Origin of the sequence: Actinomadura syzygii (assembly GCF_008085905.1) — a bacterium.
GTDB lineage: Bacteria > Actinomycetota > Actinomycetes > Streptosporangiales > Streptosporangiaceae > Spirillospora > Spirillospora syzygii.
The window spans coordinates 513527-526877 of the sequence record NZ_VSFF01000007.1; the positions used below are offsets into that span (position 1 = coordinate 513527).

Annotated in this window: 11 protein-coding genes; 7 read left to right on the forward strand and 4 right to left on the reverse strand. The window is 73.4% G+C overall.

The window, feature by feature from the left end:
* Positions 1-239: 239 nt before the first annotated feature.
* The gene (locus tag FXF65_RS20290) at positions 240-1370 is read left to right on the forward strand and encodes an acyl-CoA dehydrogenase family protein (RefSeq protein WP_148351512.1); all 1131 of its coding nucleotides are present in this window, start codon (positions 240-242) and stop codon (positions 1368-1370) included.
* Positions 1370-2542 carry an acyl-CoA dehydrogenase family protein gene (locus FXF65_RS20295; RefSeq protein WP_148351513.1) on the forward strand — a complete coding sequence of 391 codons (1173 nt, stop codon included), beginning with the start codon at positions 1370-1372 and terminating at the stop codon, positions 2540-2542. Before FXF65_RS20290 ends, FXF65_RS20295 begins: the two co-directional genes overlap by 1 nt.
* On the opposite strand, the gene gad is transcribed toward FXF65_RS20295, so the two are convergent.
* Together gad and FXF65_RS20305 are read right to left on the reverse strand one after the other, a co-directional pair.
* A complete protein-coding gene (gene gad / locus FXF65_RS20300) occupies positions 2478-3974 on the reverse strand; it encodes a glutamate decarboxylase (protein ID WP_148351514.1) in 1497 nt (498 codons plus the stop codon). The two genes, FXF65_RS20295 and gad, sit on opposite strands and share 65 nt — an antisense overlap.
* A 93-nt stretch (positions 3975-4067) precedes the next feature.
* A complete protein-coding gene (locus tag FXF65_RS20305) occupies positions 4068-4739 on the reverse strand; it encodes a TetR family transcriptional regulator (RefSeq protein WP_148351515.1) in 672 nt (223 codons plus the stop codon).
* A gap of 151 nt (positions 4740-4890) precedes the next feature.
* Between FXF65_RS20305 and FXF65_RS20310 the strand changes: the two genes are divergently transcribed.
* Positions 4891-6510: an MFS transporter gene (locus FXF65_RS20310; protein WP_148351516.1), complete on the forward strand. Its 1620-nt coding sequence runs from the start codon at positions 4891-4893 to the stop codon at positions 6508-6510.
* Positions 6511-6544: 34 nt separating this feature from the next.
* Here FXF65_RS20310 and FXF65_RS20315 read toward each other — a convergent pair whose 3' ends face one another.
* Positions 6545-7792, reverse strand: a complete 1248-nt coding sequence (locus tag FXF65_RS20315; protein WP_148351517.1) for an RNA polymerase sigma factor — start codon at positions 7790-7792, stop codon at positions 6545-6547.
* A gap of 234 nt (positions 7793-8026) precedes the next feature.
* Between FXF65_RS20315 and egtA the strand changes: the two genes are divergently transcribed.
* The 4 genes from egtA to egtD all read left to right on the forward strand — a co-directional run bounded on the left by egtA (position 8027) and on the right by egtD (position 12412).
* Positions 8027-9307 carry an ergothioneine biosynthesis glutamate--cysteine ligase EgtA gene (egtA, locus tag FXF65_RS20320; protein ID WP_148351518.1) on the forward strand — a complete coding sequence of 427 codons (1281 nt, stop codon included), beginning with the start codon at positions 8027-8029 and terminating at the stop codon, positions 9305-9307.
* Positions 9304-10653: an ergothioneine biosynthesis protein EgtB gene (egtB, locus tag FXF65_RS20325; protein ID WP_148351519.1), complete on the forward strand. Its 1350-nt coding sequence runs from the start codon at positions 9304-9306 to the stop codon at positions 10651-10653. The genes egtA and egtB overlap by 4 nt, the downstream gene beginning before the upstream one ends.
* Entirely contained in the window at positions 10654-11388 is a 735-nt protein-coding gene (gene egtC, locus FXF65_RS20330; protein WP_148351520.1) for an ergothioneine biosynthesis protein EgtC, read from the forward strand. It begins immediately after the preceding gene.
* A gap of 67 nt (positions 11389-11455) precedes the next feature.
* Positions 11456-12412, forward strand: coding sequence for an L-histidine N(alpha)-methyltransferase (egtD, locus tag FXF65_RS20335; protein ID WP_148351521.1), 957 nt, complete (start codon positions 11456-11458; stop codon positions 12410-12412).
* Positions 12413-12462: 50 nt separating this feature from the next.
* Here egtD and FXF65_RS20340 read toward each other — a convergent pair whose 3' ends face one another.
* Positions 12463-13236 carry an SGNH/GDSL hydrolase family protein gene (locus tag FXF65_RS20340; RefSeq protein WP_148351522.1) on the reverse strand — a complete coding sequence of 258 codons (774 nt, stop codon included), beginning with the start codon at positions 13234-13236 and terminating at the stop codon, positions 12463-12465.
* Positions 13237-13351 lie beyond the last annotated feature (115 nt).

The window sequence follows — 13351 nt, forward strand, 5'->3', positions numbered from 1 at the left end:
GGTCGGTCCCTTCTCCGCGGGCGCGGTCGCCCGGCGCGTCCCCCAAGGATACAACCAGCACGAGAACGTGTTATCTGATCCGCTGCCGCAATGGCGCGTCGCGTGTGCCGGTCTCCCGTCAAGAACCCTGACTCGCTAGGTGAATCTCGTCGCGCGCGCAAACGATCACGCCCCTGGACACTTACTAGAATCTGTTCTACTTTCAGCTCGGTGGGACGGTCCGGGAGGAGAGCGGCGCAGTGGACTTCAACCTCGACGAGACCCAGCGGGAGCTCCAGGGCCTCGCCGCGGGCGTGCTCGCCCGCGAGGCGGCGCCCGAGCGGCTGGAGGCGTTCGAGCGGGACGGCGCCCCGTACGACGCCGCGACCTGGCGGGGACTTGCGGGGGCCGGGCTGCTCGGGGCCGTCCTGCCGGAGGACGCGGGCGGCGCGGGCCTCGGCCCGGTCGAACTGGCGGTCGTCCTACGGGAGGCGGGCGCGCGGGTGGCACCCGTCCCGCTGTACGCCTCGCTGGCGCTCGCGGGCGTCCCGCTCGGACGGCACGGCACCCCCGCGCAACGCGCGCTGCTGGCCCCGCTGGCGGCGGGCGAGATCGTCCTGACCGGTGCGTACCGCGAAGTCGGTCCCACCGGACGGGTCGCGGCGACCGCACGCCGCAACGGCGCGGGCTTCGTCCTCGACGGCGTGAAGACGTTCGTGCCGTACGCGCGGGAGGCGGCTCGCATCCTCGTCCCGGCCCGCGTCGACGGAGCGGGCGTCGGCGTGTTCCTCGTCGAGCCCGCCGCTGCGACGATCACTCCGCAGCCGTCCGCGACGTCCGAGCCGCTGTCCAGGGTCGCGCTCGACGGCGTTCGGGTCGGCTCGGACGCCCTGCTCGGCGGCAGCGCGGACGGCGAAGCCTGGGACACGCTGCGCCGCACCGCCGTCGCCGGAGCGGTGGCCGTAGCGTCCGGTGTGATCGACGGCGCGCTTGAGCTGACCAAGGAGTACGTCAAGACGCGGGAGCAGTTCGGCCGGGCGCTCGCGCAGTTCCAGGCCGTCACGATGCAGATCGGCGACGTCTACATCGCCAAACGCGCCCTGGACGTGGCCGTCTGGGCGGGCGCGTGGCGCCTCGCCGAAGGCGCGCCCGACACCGACGAGGTCCTCGCCGTCGCCGCGTACAACGCCTGCGACCCCGTCGTGAAGGCCCTCTACACGTGCCAGCACCTGCACGGCGGCATCGGCCTGGACGTCACCTACCCGCTGCACCGCCACTTCGCCTGGGGCAAGCAGTACGCGCACCTGCTCGGCGGCGCGGACGACCCCCTCGACTCACTCGGCGACCTCCTCGCCGCCTCCGCTCCCGCTCCCCGGAAAGGCAGGGCGTGATGTTCATCGACTTGAGCGGCGAGCAGAAGAAGCTCCAGGCCGAGTTGCGCGAGTACTTCGAGAACTGCCTCACCGAGGAGCAGCGCGCCGCCATCCTGGACGACCCGTTCGGCCCCGAGTACCTGGAGCACTGCAAGCGGCTCGGACGCGACGGCATGCTCGGCGTCGCGCTGCCCGGGGAGTACGGCGGCCGGGGCTACGGCCCGGTCGAGCAGACGATCTTCGCGAACGAGATCGCCCGCGCGGAGGTCACCTATCCGCTGATCACGCTGAACTCGGTCGCGCCGACGATCCTCCAGTACGGCTCGGACGCCCACAAGGAGTTCTTCATCCCGCGCATCCTCGCGGGCGAGTGCCACTTCGCGGTCGGCTACAGCGAGCCGGGCGCGGGCACCGACCTCGCCGCGCTGCGCACCGCCGCCGTCCGGGACGGCGGCGACTACGTCGTCAACGGCCAGAAGGTCTTCACGTCCGGCGCGCACACCAGCGACTACGTGTGGCTCGCCGCCCGCACCGACCCGGACGCGAAGAAGCACAAGGGCATCTCGATGTTCATCGTCGACTGCCGGGACCCCGGCTTCTCCTGGACGCCGATCACCACGATGGACGGCCGCCACCACACCAACGCGACGTACTTCCAGGACGTCCGCGTCCCGGCGGACATGCTGATCGGCGAGGAGAACAAGGGCTGGGACCTCATCGTCAACCAGCTCAACCACGAGCGGGTCACGCTCGGCCCGGCGGGCAACATCGGGCACGTGCACGTCCGGCTCGACCGCTGGGCGCGCACCACCGGGCGCCCGGACGGGCGGCCGCTGATCGAGGAGCCCGCCGTCCGCCGCGCGGTCGCCCGCGTGTACGCCTACCTGCGCGTGAACGAGCTGCTCAACTGGCAGGTCGCGGCGAACCAGGACCTCGGCTGGCTGGGCGCGCCGGACGCGTCCGCCACCAAGGTCTACGCCTCGGAGCGGGTGCAGGAGGTCGGCCGGATCGTCGGGGACGTCCTCGCCCGGTTCGGCGACCCCGGCGACCCGGAGACCGCCCGGTTCGCCGAGGCCGCCGACCGGCTGGCGAAGGGCGCGCTCGTGCTGACGTTCGGCGGCGGCGTCAACGAGGTCCAGCGCGAGCTGATCGCGATGATCGGCCTCGGCCTCCCGCGGGCCCCTCGCTGACGTCCTTCTTCCTGCCGACCGGGGTCCGCTTCGGCTCGGTGCCGTGCGCGAAGCCCGCGTCCGCGGCCGCGTCGTGCTGCGGCTCGCGCTGCGCCTCCAGCCGGGGCACGACGCGGCGCAGGTCGTCCAGGAGCATGTCGGCGAGGTCGTGGCTGAACCCGTTGCGGACGACGACGCGCAGCACTTCGAGGTCGGTGCGGTTCGCGGGGAACGTGTAGGCGGGGACGAGCCAGCCCCGCTCGCGCAGCGCCGCGGACACGTCGAACACGTTGAACGGGGCGTCGCCGTCCTTCACCCGGAACGCGAACACGGGGAGGTCGGCGCCGTCGGTGAGCAGCGCGAACGGGCCGAGCGTGCCGATCGCGGACGCGAGCCGGACGGCGGTGTCCCGGCACGTCCGCTGCACGCGCTGATACCCGGCGAAGCCGAGCCGCAGGAAGTTGTAGTACTGCGCGACGACCTGCGCGCCGGGGCGGGAGAAGTTCAGCGCGAAGGTCGGCATGTCCCCGCCGAGGTAGTTCACGCGGAAGACGAGGTCTTCGGGGAGGGCGCTCTCGTCCCGCCACACCGCCCAGCCGACGCCGGGCATGACCAGCCCGTACTTGTGCCCGGACGTGTTGACCGACGCGACCCGCGGCAGCCGGAAGTCCCAGCGCAGGTCGGGGTCGAGGAACGGGGCGACCATCGCGCCGGACGCGCCGTCCACGTGGATCGGGACGTCGACGCCGGTCCGCCGCTCCAGGTCGTCGAGCGCCTTCGCGATCTCGGCGACCGGCTCGTAGCTGCCGTCGAACGTGGACCCGAGGACGGCGACGACCCCGATCGTGTTCTCGTCGCACAGCTCGACGGCCTCGCGCGCGCCGAGGTGGAACCGGTCGCCCTCCATCGGCACGTACCGGGGCTCGACCTCGAAGTAGTCGGCGAACTTCTCCCAGCAGATCTGCACGTTCACGCCCATGACGATGTTCGGCCGGTCGACCGGCTCCCCGGCCGCGCGCCGCCGGTGCTGCCAGCGCCGCTTCAGCGCGAGCCCGCCGAGCATCGCCGCCTCGCTGGACCCGGTCGTGGAGCAGCCGACGGCGCGGCGCGGGTCGGGGGCGTGCCAGAGCCGGGCGAGCATGTGGACGCAGCGCAGCTCCAGCTCGGCCGTCCGCGGGTACTCGTCCTTGTCGATCATGTTCTTGGCGGCGCACTCGGCCATCAGCGTCCCCGCCTCGGGCTCCGCCCAGGTGGACACGAACGTGGCGAGGTTCAGCCGCGCGTTGCCGTCCAGCATCAGCTCGTCGTGGACGATCTGGTACGCCGTCCCCGGCTCCATCTCGCCGGCGGGCAGCGCGTAGCGGGGGACGGTCAGCGGCTCCCGGCTGAAGATCGGGTTGATCTCGAGGTCGTGGCCGCCGCGCGCGTCCCGCCGGGGATGTCTCGGTGGCATGCCCGCGTCCCCCCTCCGTGCGCTCGCGCTGGGGGTACCCGCGGCGGCGCGTCCCACACCGGTCGCGGGCGGCGTCCCCGCTGGCCGGCGGGGTCAGGACGGGTCGCGCGGCGGACGGTTGAGGCCGTCCTCCAGGACGGCGAACGCCTGGTCCATGGTCTCCGAGAGCGAACCGAACGCGTCCGGGTGGTGCCGGACGGCGTCGGCCGCGGCCTGGAACCCGCACGTCGCGGCGGCGGCGATGATGTGCGGCAGCAGCTCGGTGGCCGGGTCGAGGCCGAGCCGCTCGGCGATGACCTCGGTCATCAGGGTCTGCTTCTTGCGCGCGTGCTCCATGCTGCGCGCCATCATGGCCGGGCTGTCGCTCGTCATCGTCAGCATGCACTCGAAGCGCTCGGTGTCGAAGCCGAGCTCGCCGCGCTCGCAGGCGCGGGCGATGCCGACGACCGTCCGGCGCAGCGCCGTCATGATCGGCTCGTCCGCCGGACGCTCCCGCAGCGCCGCGAAGACGGCGCCCATCTGCTCCTCCTGGAAGGTGAGCGCGACGTCCTCCTTCGAGGAGAAGTAGCGGAAGAACGTCCGGGACGAGACGTCGACGGCGTCGGCGATCTCCTCGACGGTGGTGGCGTCGAACCCCTTCTCGGCGAAGAGGGCGAACGCCGCGTCGACGAGGGCCTCGCGGGTGCGCTGCTTCTTGCGCTCGCGCCGGCCCTGGGGCTGGGTACCCAGACAGGCTGCGCCGGTCTCGGGGGCGGTCGCGGTCATGTGCGAAGTGTAGCCACCCGCCGACCCCGAACCAAGTGTCAGCCACTGCCCGATGTCGTGATATGAATCATGTCTCGCTGCGACTTTCGGCGGTTGACGCCAAGTGTCAGAGCATGACAGTTTGAGGGCCTGCTCACACCGGAGGTCCCACATGACTCAGTTCCAGGGCGCCGAGAGGATCGACCCCGGCGCCGTTCGCATATCCCCGCGCGACCAGCCGCGCGGGCGGCCGGCGCGGCGCGGCCACGGCCATCCCTGGCTCACGCTCGTCGCCGTCGCGCTCGGCGTGATGATGGTCGGCCTGGACGCGACCGTCGTGGCCATCGCCAACCCCGCGATCGCCCGCGACCTCGGCGCGAGCCTGTCCGGGCTCCAGTGGGTCACCAACGCCTACCTGCTGGCGCTCGCCGTCACGCTGATCCCCGCCGGGAAGATCGCCGACCGGTTCGGCCGGAAGCGGACGTTCCTCGCCGGCGTGGTCGGGTTCGCCGTCTCCTCGGTGCTGATCGGGCTGTCCGGCGGGCTCGGGATGGTCATCTTCTGGCGCGTCGTGCAGGGGTTCGCGGGGGCGCTCCTGCAGCCCGCCAGCCTCGCCATCCTGCGCAACACCTTCCCCGCCGAGCGGCTGAACGCGGCCATCGGCATCTGGGGCTCCACCGTCGGCATCTCGATCGCCGGCGGCCCGATCGTCGCCGGGCTCCTCGTCGAGAACGTCAACTGGGAGTCGGTCTTCTTCCTGAACGCGCCGCTCGGCGTCGTCGCGCTGCTCGTGGGCCTCTGGGTGATCCGCGAGTCCAAGGACGAGGACGCCGCGGGCTCGTTCGACCTGTCCGGCGTCGCGCTGCTCACCGGCGCGCTGTTCGCGCTGGTCTGGGGCCTGATCAAGGCGGGCGAGCACGGCTTCGGGGACGGCGTCCCGCTCGTCTCGTTCGCGGCGGCGGCCGTCCTGTTCGCCGCGTTCGTCGTGAACGAGCTGCGGGTGGAGCGTCCGCTGCTGCCGCTCGGACTGTTCCGCTCGGTGTCGCTGTCGGCGGCGACCGGGCTCATCGTCCTCGGCTTCTTCGGCATGTTCGGGACGATCTTCTTCATCACCCTGTACCTGCAGCAGGTGCACGGCATGAGCCCGGTGGACGCGGGCGTCCGGATGCTCCCGATGACCGGCGTGTTCATCGTCGCGTCCCCGCTGGCGGGCGCGCTGACCAGCCGGTTCGGGCCGCGGCTGCCGCTCGTCCTCGGGATGGCGTTCACCGCGACCGCGATGTTCGGCCTGTCGCGGATCGGGGTGGACGCGCCCTACGTCCAGCTCTGGCCGTGGTTCGTGCTCGTCGGGCTGGCGTTCGGCATGGTGATCGTCGCGGGCACCGAGGCCATCGTCGGCAACGCGCCCGCGCACCTCGCGGGCGTCGCGGGCGGGCTCCAGCAGACGGCCGCGCAGGTCGGCGGCGTGCTCGGCACGTCCGTGCTGGGCGTGCTGCTGTCCACCAAGGTCGGGGACGTGCTCTTCGGACACCTCACCGACGCCGGGGTGCCCGGTTCCACGGCGGAGCAGGTCGCCGGTCAGGGCGGGATCGTCTCGCAGGGCGTGGCGCCCGTCCCGCCGGGGTCGTCCGCCAAGACGGCCGACGCCATCACGACCGGCAGCCACCTCGCGTTCATGGACGGCTTCCAGAACGCGCTGACGGTCGCCGGGGCGGTCGCCGTGGTCGCGGTCCTCGCGGCGCTGCTCGTCCGGCGGGGGAGCACCCCGGTGGACGGCGCCGCCGCCGCGTGAGGCGCCGTTCGAGAGCGCCGTTCGAGACCGCCGGTCAGCCGCCCTGGCTCGTGTCGGGGGACGGGGTCGGGTTGGACGTCGGGCTCGGCGACGCCGTCCCCGGCCCCTCCACCGGCGGGTCGGTGGGGTCGCCGGTCGGCGGCGTCGTCGGGTCGGTCGGCTCGCCCGAGGGCGGCGTCGACGGATCGCCGGGACTGGGCGGGGGCGTGGTCGGCGGCGTCGACGGGTCGCCGGGGTCGGTCGGGGCGCGCGACGGGTCCTTGCCGGGCGACGGGGAGCCGGACGGGTCGTCGGACGGGTACGGGACCGGCGAGGGCGTCCGGTGCGGCGTCCCGCGCTCCTGCCGGGGGTCGCCGAACACGACGCTCCTCGGCGGGTGCTCGGAGGCCCGCTCCGTCCCGGTGAGGCCGGGGCGCGGGTTCTCCAGGACGCCGTTCGTCCGCATCGAGGCCGGGTCCGTCTGGCCGGTGCTCGCCGTCGGCACCAGCGAGGCGGCCCCCTCGCCCTTCCCGGAGGACGGCCAGGACGCGAGCAGCCCGACGACGGCGGCCGCGGCGGCGGCGAGCCCCGCCGCGGCGCCGAGGCCCTTCGACAGCGGACCGGCCGGCGCGTCGGGCCCGGAGCGGCCGGGGCGGCCCTGCTCGGAGCCGATCACGATGAGCGGGCTCGGGGCGGCGACGGTCGGCAGCGGCCGGATCGCCTCGGCCTCGCACGCGGCGAGGACGCGGTGGCGCAGCTCGCGCGGCGCGCCGGACGGCGCCCGGCGGGCGAGGAGCTGCGGCAGCCGCCCCTTCTCGAACGCGGAGATGAGGTCGAGGCGCGGCTCGGTCGTGCCGCGCATGAGGAAGTCGAGGACGGCCCGTTCGAGCCGCGTCCGGGCCGCGTTGAGCAGCTGGGCGACCGTGTCGGGCGCGATGCCGAGGACGAGCGCGATGTCGTGCGGTTCGAGCCATTCGCCCGCCCACAGCAGCAGCACCTCGCGGTGGTCGGAGCGCAGCCCAGCGGCGGCCCGCAGCAGCGGGTCCGAGGCCGCGAACAGGGGCTCCTCCCGCCGTCCCGCCGAGCGCCCGGCCGGGCCGGTGAACGCGCCGCGCTCGGCGCACGCGGACCGGGCCAGCGAGTACAGCCAGAGGACGCGGTCGCCGCGCGGCGGGTGGTGGACGGCGGACGCGAAGGCGTCGCCGACGGCCGCGGGGGCGTCCCGGTCGCCGAGCAGCGACCAGCAGTACGCGTACAGGCGGTCGGCATGGGCGTCGTACAGCGAGCTCATCTCCACGCCCATGTGGCCCTCCTCACAATTGGTGCATACCGCCGGACGACGGGACTCTAGCGCTTCCGGTTGATGTCTGAGAAGTCCGGGATTGGGCGAAACGTCGAATAGTACGGAAGGTGATCGTTTCGGCAGCGGACGGTCACGTTCACGGAGATTTACGAAAGTTCATGAAAATTACCGGATTCCTGATCCGGTTCAGCAGGGAAGGTCTCGAACCCGCTATCGAGTTTCGCGGGGGTGATCGTGACCAGGCTCACCGTAGACGACGTCTACCAGCACATTCGCGGGGTCTGCTTCAAGACGGGACCGCCCGGGACGGTCGGCGCCGAGACCGAATGGCTCGTTGTCGACACGTCCGATCCGACCGCGTACGTGTCCGGCGACCGGGTCCGGTCACTGGTCGCGGACGCCGGTCCGCCGACCGGCGGGAGCCGGGTAACCTACGAGCCCGGCGGCCAGATCGAGCTCAGCTCCGCGCCGTTCGCCGGGCTCGGCGCGCTGCACGCGGCGCTCGGCGGGGACATCGCGCACGTGCGGGACGCGCTCGCGCCGGACGGGCTCGCGCTCAGCGGGCACGGCGTCGACCCCGTCCGGTCGCCGGTGTTCCAGGCCGAGCATCCGCGCTACGCCTGCATGCGCGACTACTTCCTCGCGGCCGGCTTCACGGACGCGGGCCTCGCGATGATGTGCTCGACGGCGTCCGTCCAGGTCAACCTGGACATCGGCGCCGACGGCCGGGACGCCGTCCGGCGCTGGCGGCTCGCGCACGCGCTCGGCCCGGTGCTGGTCGCCGCGTTCGCGAACTCGCCGCTGCGCGCCGGGCGGCGGACCGGGCTGCGCTCGTCCAGGCAGGGCATCTGGACCGAGCTCGACCCGTGCCGCACGCTGCCCGTCCTGCGGGAGGGCGACGACGGCGACCCCGCCGAGGCGTGGACGCGGTACGCGCTCGACGCCCGGGTGATGCTCGTCCACACCGCGACGGGCGAGTGGGCCGCCGACCCGGGCATGACGTTCCTGGAGTGGCTCGCCAAGGGCGAGCCCGACGAGGAGGACCTGACCTACCACCTCACCACGCTGTTCCCGCCCGTTCGGCCACGGGGCTGGCTGGAGCTGCGGATGATCGACGCGCTGCCCGCCCGGTACTGGCCGGTGCCGGTGGCCGTCGCGACCGCGCTGCTGGACGACCCGGCCGCCGCGCGGATCGCCGAGGCCGCGACCGAGCCGGTCGCGCACCGCTGGGCGGAGGCCGCCCGGCACGGGCTGTCCGAGCCGTGCCTCGCGGCCGCCGCGCGGGCCTGCTTCGCCGCGGCGGTCGACGCGCTGCCGCGGCTCGGCGCGTCCGGGCTCGTCCCGCTGGTGGACGAGTACGCCCGCCGGTACGTCGAGCGGGGACGCAGCCCCGCCGACGACGTCCCGTCGGCACCGCCGTCCAGACCGTTCTCCACGCCCGTGTCCACGCCCCTGACCACGCCCCTGACCACGCCGTCCCCGTCCACCCCGACCGAAAAGGAGGACCTGACATGACCGCGACGAGCTTCCACGGCCCCCGCGCCGAGGACGACCTGAAGGAGCTGATCGCCGCCGAGCTCGGCGCGGTGCGGGACCGGAGCTTCGGCCTCACCACCGACGTCCTCGCCGAGCACGACCTGACCGCCCAGGTGTCGCCGCTGATGTCGCCGCTCGTGTGGGACCTCGCGCACGTCGGCAACTACGAGGAGCTGTGGCTGCTGCGCGAGGCCGCGGGCGTGGAGGCGATGCGCCCCGAGATCGACGACCTGTACGACGCGTTCGAGCACCCGCGCGCCGAACGGCCGTCGCTGCCGCTGCTGTCGCCGGAGGACGCGCGCTCGTACATCGCGACCGTCCGGTCCAAGGTGCTCGACTCGCTCGCGTCGGTGCGGTTCGACACGCCCGATCCCCTGACCGCGGACGGTTTCGTCTACCGGATGGTCGTGCAGCACGAGCACATGCACGACGAGACCATGCTCGCCACACACCAACTCCGCAAGGGCGTCCCCGCCCTACTCGACCCCCTGGCCGAAATCCTGGAAAAGGGCGCCGAGATATCCGGAACGGACGAGGTGCTGATCGAAGCGGGCCCTTTCCAGATGGGCACTTCGGACGACCCGTGGGCGTACGACAACGAGCGTCCGGCGCACATGGTCGACCTACCCGCGTACTACATCGACGCAGAACCGGTGACCAACGCCGCCTACATCGCCTTCGTCGAATCGGGCGGATACGCCGACCCGCGCTGGTGGCACCCGGCCGGATGGGAATGGCGCAACGCGAGCGGCAAACGCGCCCCCGCGTTCTGGTCACGCGAAAACAGGCAGTGGCTGCGGCGCCGGTTCGGCAGGACGGAGATCGTCCCGCCGGGCGAGCCCGTCCAGCACGTGTGCTGGTACGAGGCGGACGCCTACGCGCGGTGGGCGGGCAAGCGGCTGCCGACCGAGGCGGAGTGGGAGAAGGCCGCCCGGTGGGACCCGTCCGTCCAGCGGTCCCGCACGTACCCGTGGGGCGACGTCTACGAGGAGGGGCGCGCCAACCTCGGGCAGCGGACGCTCCGCCCGGCCGAGGCGGGGTCGTATCCGGCGGGCGCGTCCGCGTACGGGGTGCGGCGGATGGTCGGCGACGTGTGGGAGTGGACGTCGTCCGACTTCCACGGCTACCCCGGATTCCGGTCGTTCCCTTACCGGGAGTACTCGGAAGTCTTCTTCGGCCCCGAGTACAAGGTGCTGCGCGGCGGCTCGTGGGCGACGCACCCGCTCGCCGTCCGCGGGTCGTTCCGCAACTGGGACTACCCCATCAGGAGGCAGATCTTCGCGGGCTTCCGGTGTGCGCGGTCCGCGGACGGGGAGGGCCGCTGAATGTGCCGCCACATCGGCTACCTCGGACCCGACCGGACGCTGGAGTCGCTCGTCTACGACGGCGGGCACTCCCTGGAGACCCAGGCGTACGCGCCGCGCATGACGCAGGGGAACCTGCTCAACGCGGACGGATTCGGCGTCGGCTGGTACCAGGACGGACGTCCCGTCCGGTTCCGCCGGGCCCAGCCGCTCTGGACGGACCAGTCGTTCCGCGAGGTGGCGGGCGCCGTACGCGCGTCGTGCGCGGTCGCGGCGATCCGGTCGGCGACGGTCGGCTTCCCGGTGGACGAGTCGTGCGCCCAGCCGTTCCGCGCCGGGACGTGGCTGTTCAGCCACAACGGGAAGATCGAGGGCTACGACGGCGTCGAGGGCAAGCTCCGCGAGCTGGCCGGGGACGTGGCCGGGGTGCCGGACGCGCGCGCCCCGGTCGACTCCGCGCCGCTGTTCGCCCTCGCCGTGCGGCTGTGGCGGGAGGGGCGCCCGCTCGCCGACGGCCTGGCGGAGGTCGTCGCCGCGGTCACCGCCCTCGCGCCCGGCCGCTACAACCTGCTCGCCTCCGACGGGACGTCCCTGGCCGCCACGACGTGGGGCGACTCGCTGTTCGTCCGGGAGGGCGACGGCGAGATCCGGATCGCGTCCGAGCCGCTGGACGACGGCCCGGAATGGCGGCTCGTGCCCGACCGCTCGCTCGTCACGGCCGGGCTCGCGTCCGGCGTCTCCATCGCCCCGCTCTGAGAAACCGACCCGCTCTCTGAGAGACCGACCGCTCCGAAGTTCTGAACCCGCCTTGAAGGAGAACCACGTGGACCGGTTCCTGACCGCCGACGACCTCGCCAAGACGCTCCGCCGCGACGTCCGCGAGGGGTTGGCGGGGACGCCGAAGACCCTGCCGCCCAAGTGGTTCTACGACGAGCGCGGCAGCGAGCTCTTCGAGAAGATCACGAAACTGGAGGAGTACTACCCGACCCGCCGCGAGCGGGAGATCCTCGCCGCGCGGGCGCCCGCGATCGCCGCGGCGACCGGCGCCCGCACGCTCGTGGAGCTCGGCGCCGGGTCGGGCGAGAAGACCCGGCTGCTGCTCGACGCGCTGTCCGGGACGCTGCGCGGCTACGTCCCGGTGGACGTGAGCGGCGAGTTCCTGGAGGAGGCCGCCGCCGGGATCGCGGCGGACCACCCGGGCCTCACCGTCCGGACCGTCGTCGCCGACTACGAGCAGCACCTGCACCTGCTGCCCGGCGGCGAGCGGCGGCTGATCGCGTTTCTCGGCGGGACGATCGGCAACATGCCGCCCGCCGACCGCGTCGGGTTCCTCGGCGGCCTGCGCGCCACCATGGGCGACGGCGACTTCCTCCTGGTCGGCGCCGACCTCGTCAAGGACACGGGACGGCTCGTCCGCGCCTACGACGACGAGGCCGGGGTCACCGCCGAGTTCAACCGGAACGTCCTGCGGGTCATCAACCGGGAGCTGGACGCCGACTTCGACCCGGACGCCTTCGAGCACGTCGCCGTCTGGGACGAGGCCGAGGAGTGGATCGAGATGCGGCTGCGGTCCGTCCGCGACCAGGACGTGCACGTCCGCGGGCTGGACCTCGCGGTGTCGTTCGCGGCGGGGGAGGAGATGCGCACCGAGGTCTCCGCCAAGTTCCGGCGGGCGCGGCTGGAGGCGGAGCTCGACGCGGCCGGGCTGCGGCTCGCCGAGTTCTGGACGGACGCGGCGGGCGACTTCTCTCTCGGCCTCGCCCGTCCGGCGGGCGCCTAGTCCTTCCAGCGCGCTCAGTCCTTCCGGCGCGCTCAGTCCTTCCGGCGCGCTCAGTCCTTCCGGACGGGGTGGTCGAGCCCCAGCCGCTCGAGGTCGGCGGCGAGGCGGGTCGCCAGGTACCGGTGGCCCGCCTCGTTCGGATGGGTGCGGTCGTGCTTGATGAACTGCGCGGCGTTGCCGGTGCCGGCCAGCCGGTCGCCGGTGATCCACCGCTCGCCGATCGGGTCGACGAACGGGATGCCGAGCTGCCCGGCGAGGTTCTTCAGCGCGACCTGGACGGCGAGCGCGCCCGCCGGCGGGGCGTCCGTCCCCCACAGCGGTCCGACGAGCAGGATGTGGGTGCCGGGCCAGCGCTGCCGGGCGCGTTCGAGCAGCAGGTGCGCCGCCGCCGCGACCTGCGGCGCCGGGTACCGCCAGTCGTTGTGGCCGCCGGACACGACCAGCATGTCCGGCGCGGGCCGCCAGCCGAGCTGGTTCTCGAAGTGCCCGAGGAAGGAGTGCGGGCCGCCGCCCCGCGCGACGAACCCGGTGCCGCCGCGCCCGCCCACGACGACCTGCCAGCCGAGCAGCCGCCCGGTCGCCGACGCGTACGTCGTCTCCGGCCCGACGCCCCGGTCGCCGACGGTGTAGCTGTCCCCGAGGAACATCACCACGGACGGGCTGCGGCGCGGCTCGGGCGCGCCGGCGCGTCCCGGGCCGTCCGCCGCGGCCGACCGGTGGACCTGCCCGCCGAACGCGGAGCAGCCGGTCGCGGACGCGGCCGCCACCAGGCCCAGGCACAGCGCGAGGATCGCCGCGCCGCGGCGGGCGCGGCGAGATGTCATCGAGGGACCACCTAATCGTCGAGGACCGCGGAGGTCTCGGAGGGTCACGGGCATCTTACTGATCCGGCGCGCGGCGGGGGGCGAGTCGCTCGGTGTCGTGGCGGTACGGGCGGAT

Excerpts from the sequence above, each read along its gene's own strand:
- egtC (WP_148351520.1), top strand. The coding sequence starts at position 10,654 with ATGTGCCGCCACATCGGCTACCTCGGACCCGACCGGACGCTGGAGTCG.
- FXF65_RS20315 (WP_148351517.1), bottom strand. The coding sequence starts at position 7,792 with ATGGGCGTGGAGATGAGCTCGCTGTACGACGCCCATGCCGACCGCCTG.
- gad (WP_148351514.1), bottom strand. The coding sequence starts at position 3,974 with ATGCCACCGAGACATCCCCGGCGGGACGCGCGCGGCGGCCACGACCTC.
- FXF65_RS20310 (WP_148351516.1), top strand. The coding sequence starts at position 4,891 with ATGACTCAGTTCCAGGGCGCCGAGAGGATCGACCCCGGCGCCGTTCGC.
- FXF65_RS20340 (WP_148351522.1), bottom strand. The coding sequence starts at position 13,236 with ATGACATCTCGCCGCGCCCGCCGCGGCGCGGCGATCCTCGCGCTGTGC.
- FXF65_RS20295 (WP_148351513.1), top strand. The coding sequence starts at position 1,370 with ATGTTCATCGACTTGAGCGGCGAGCAGAAGAAGCTCCAGGCCGAGTTG.
- egtB (WP_148351519.1), top strand. The coding sequence starts at position 9,304 with ATGACCGCGACGAGCTTCCACGGCCCCCGCGCCGAGGACGACCTGAAG.
- FXF65_RS20305 (WP_148351515.1), bottom strand. The coding sequence starts at position 4,739 with ATGACCGCGACCGCCCCCGAGACCGGCGCAGCCTGTCTGGGTACCCAG.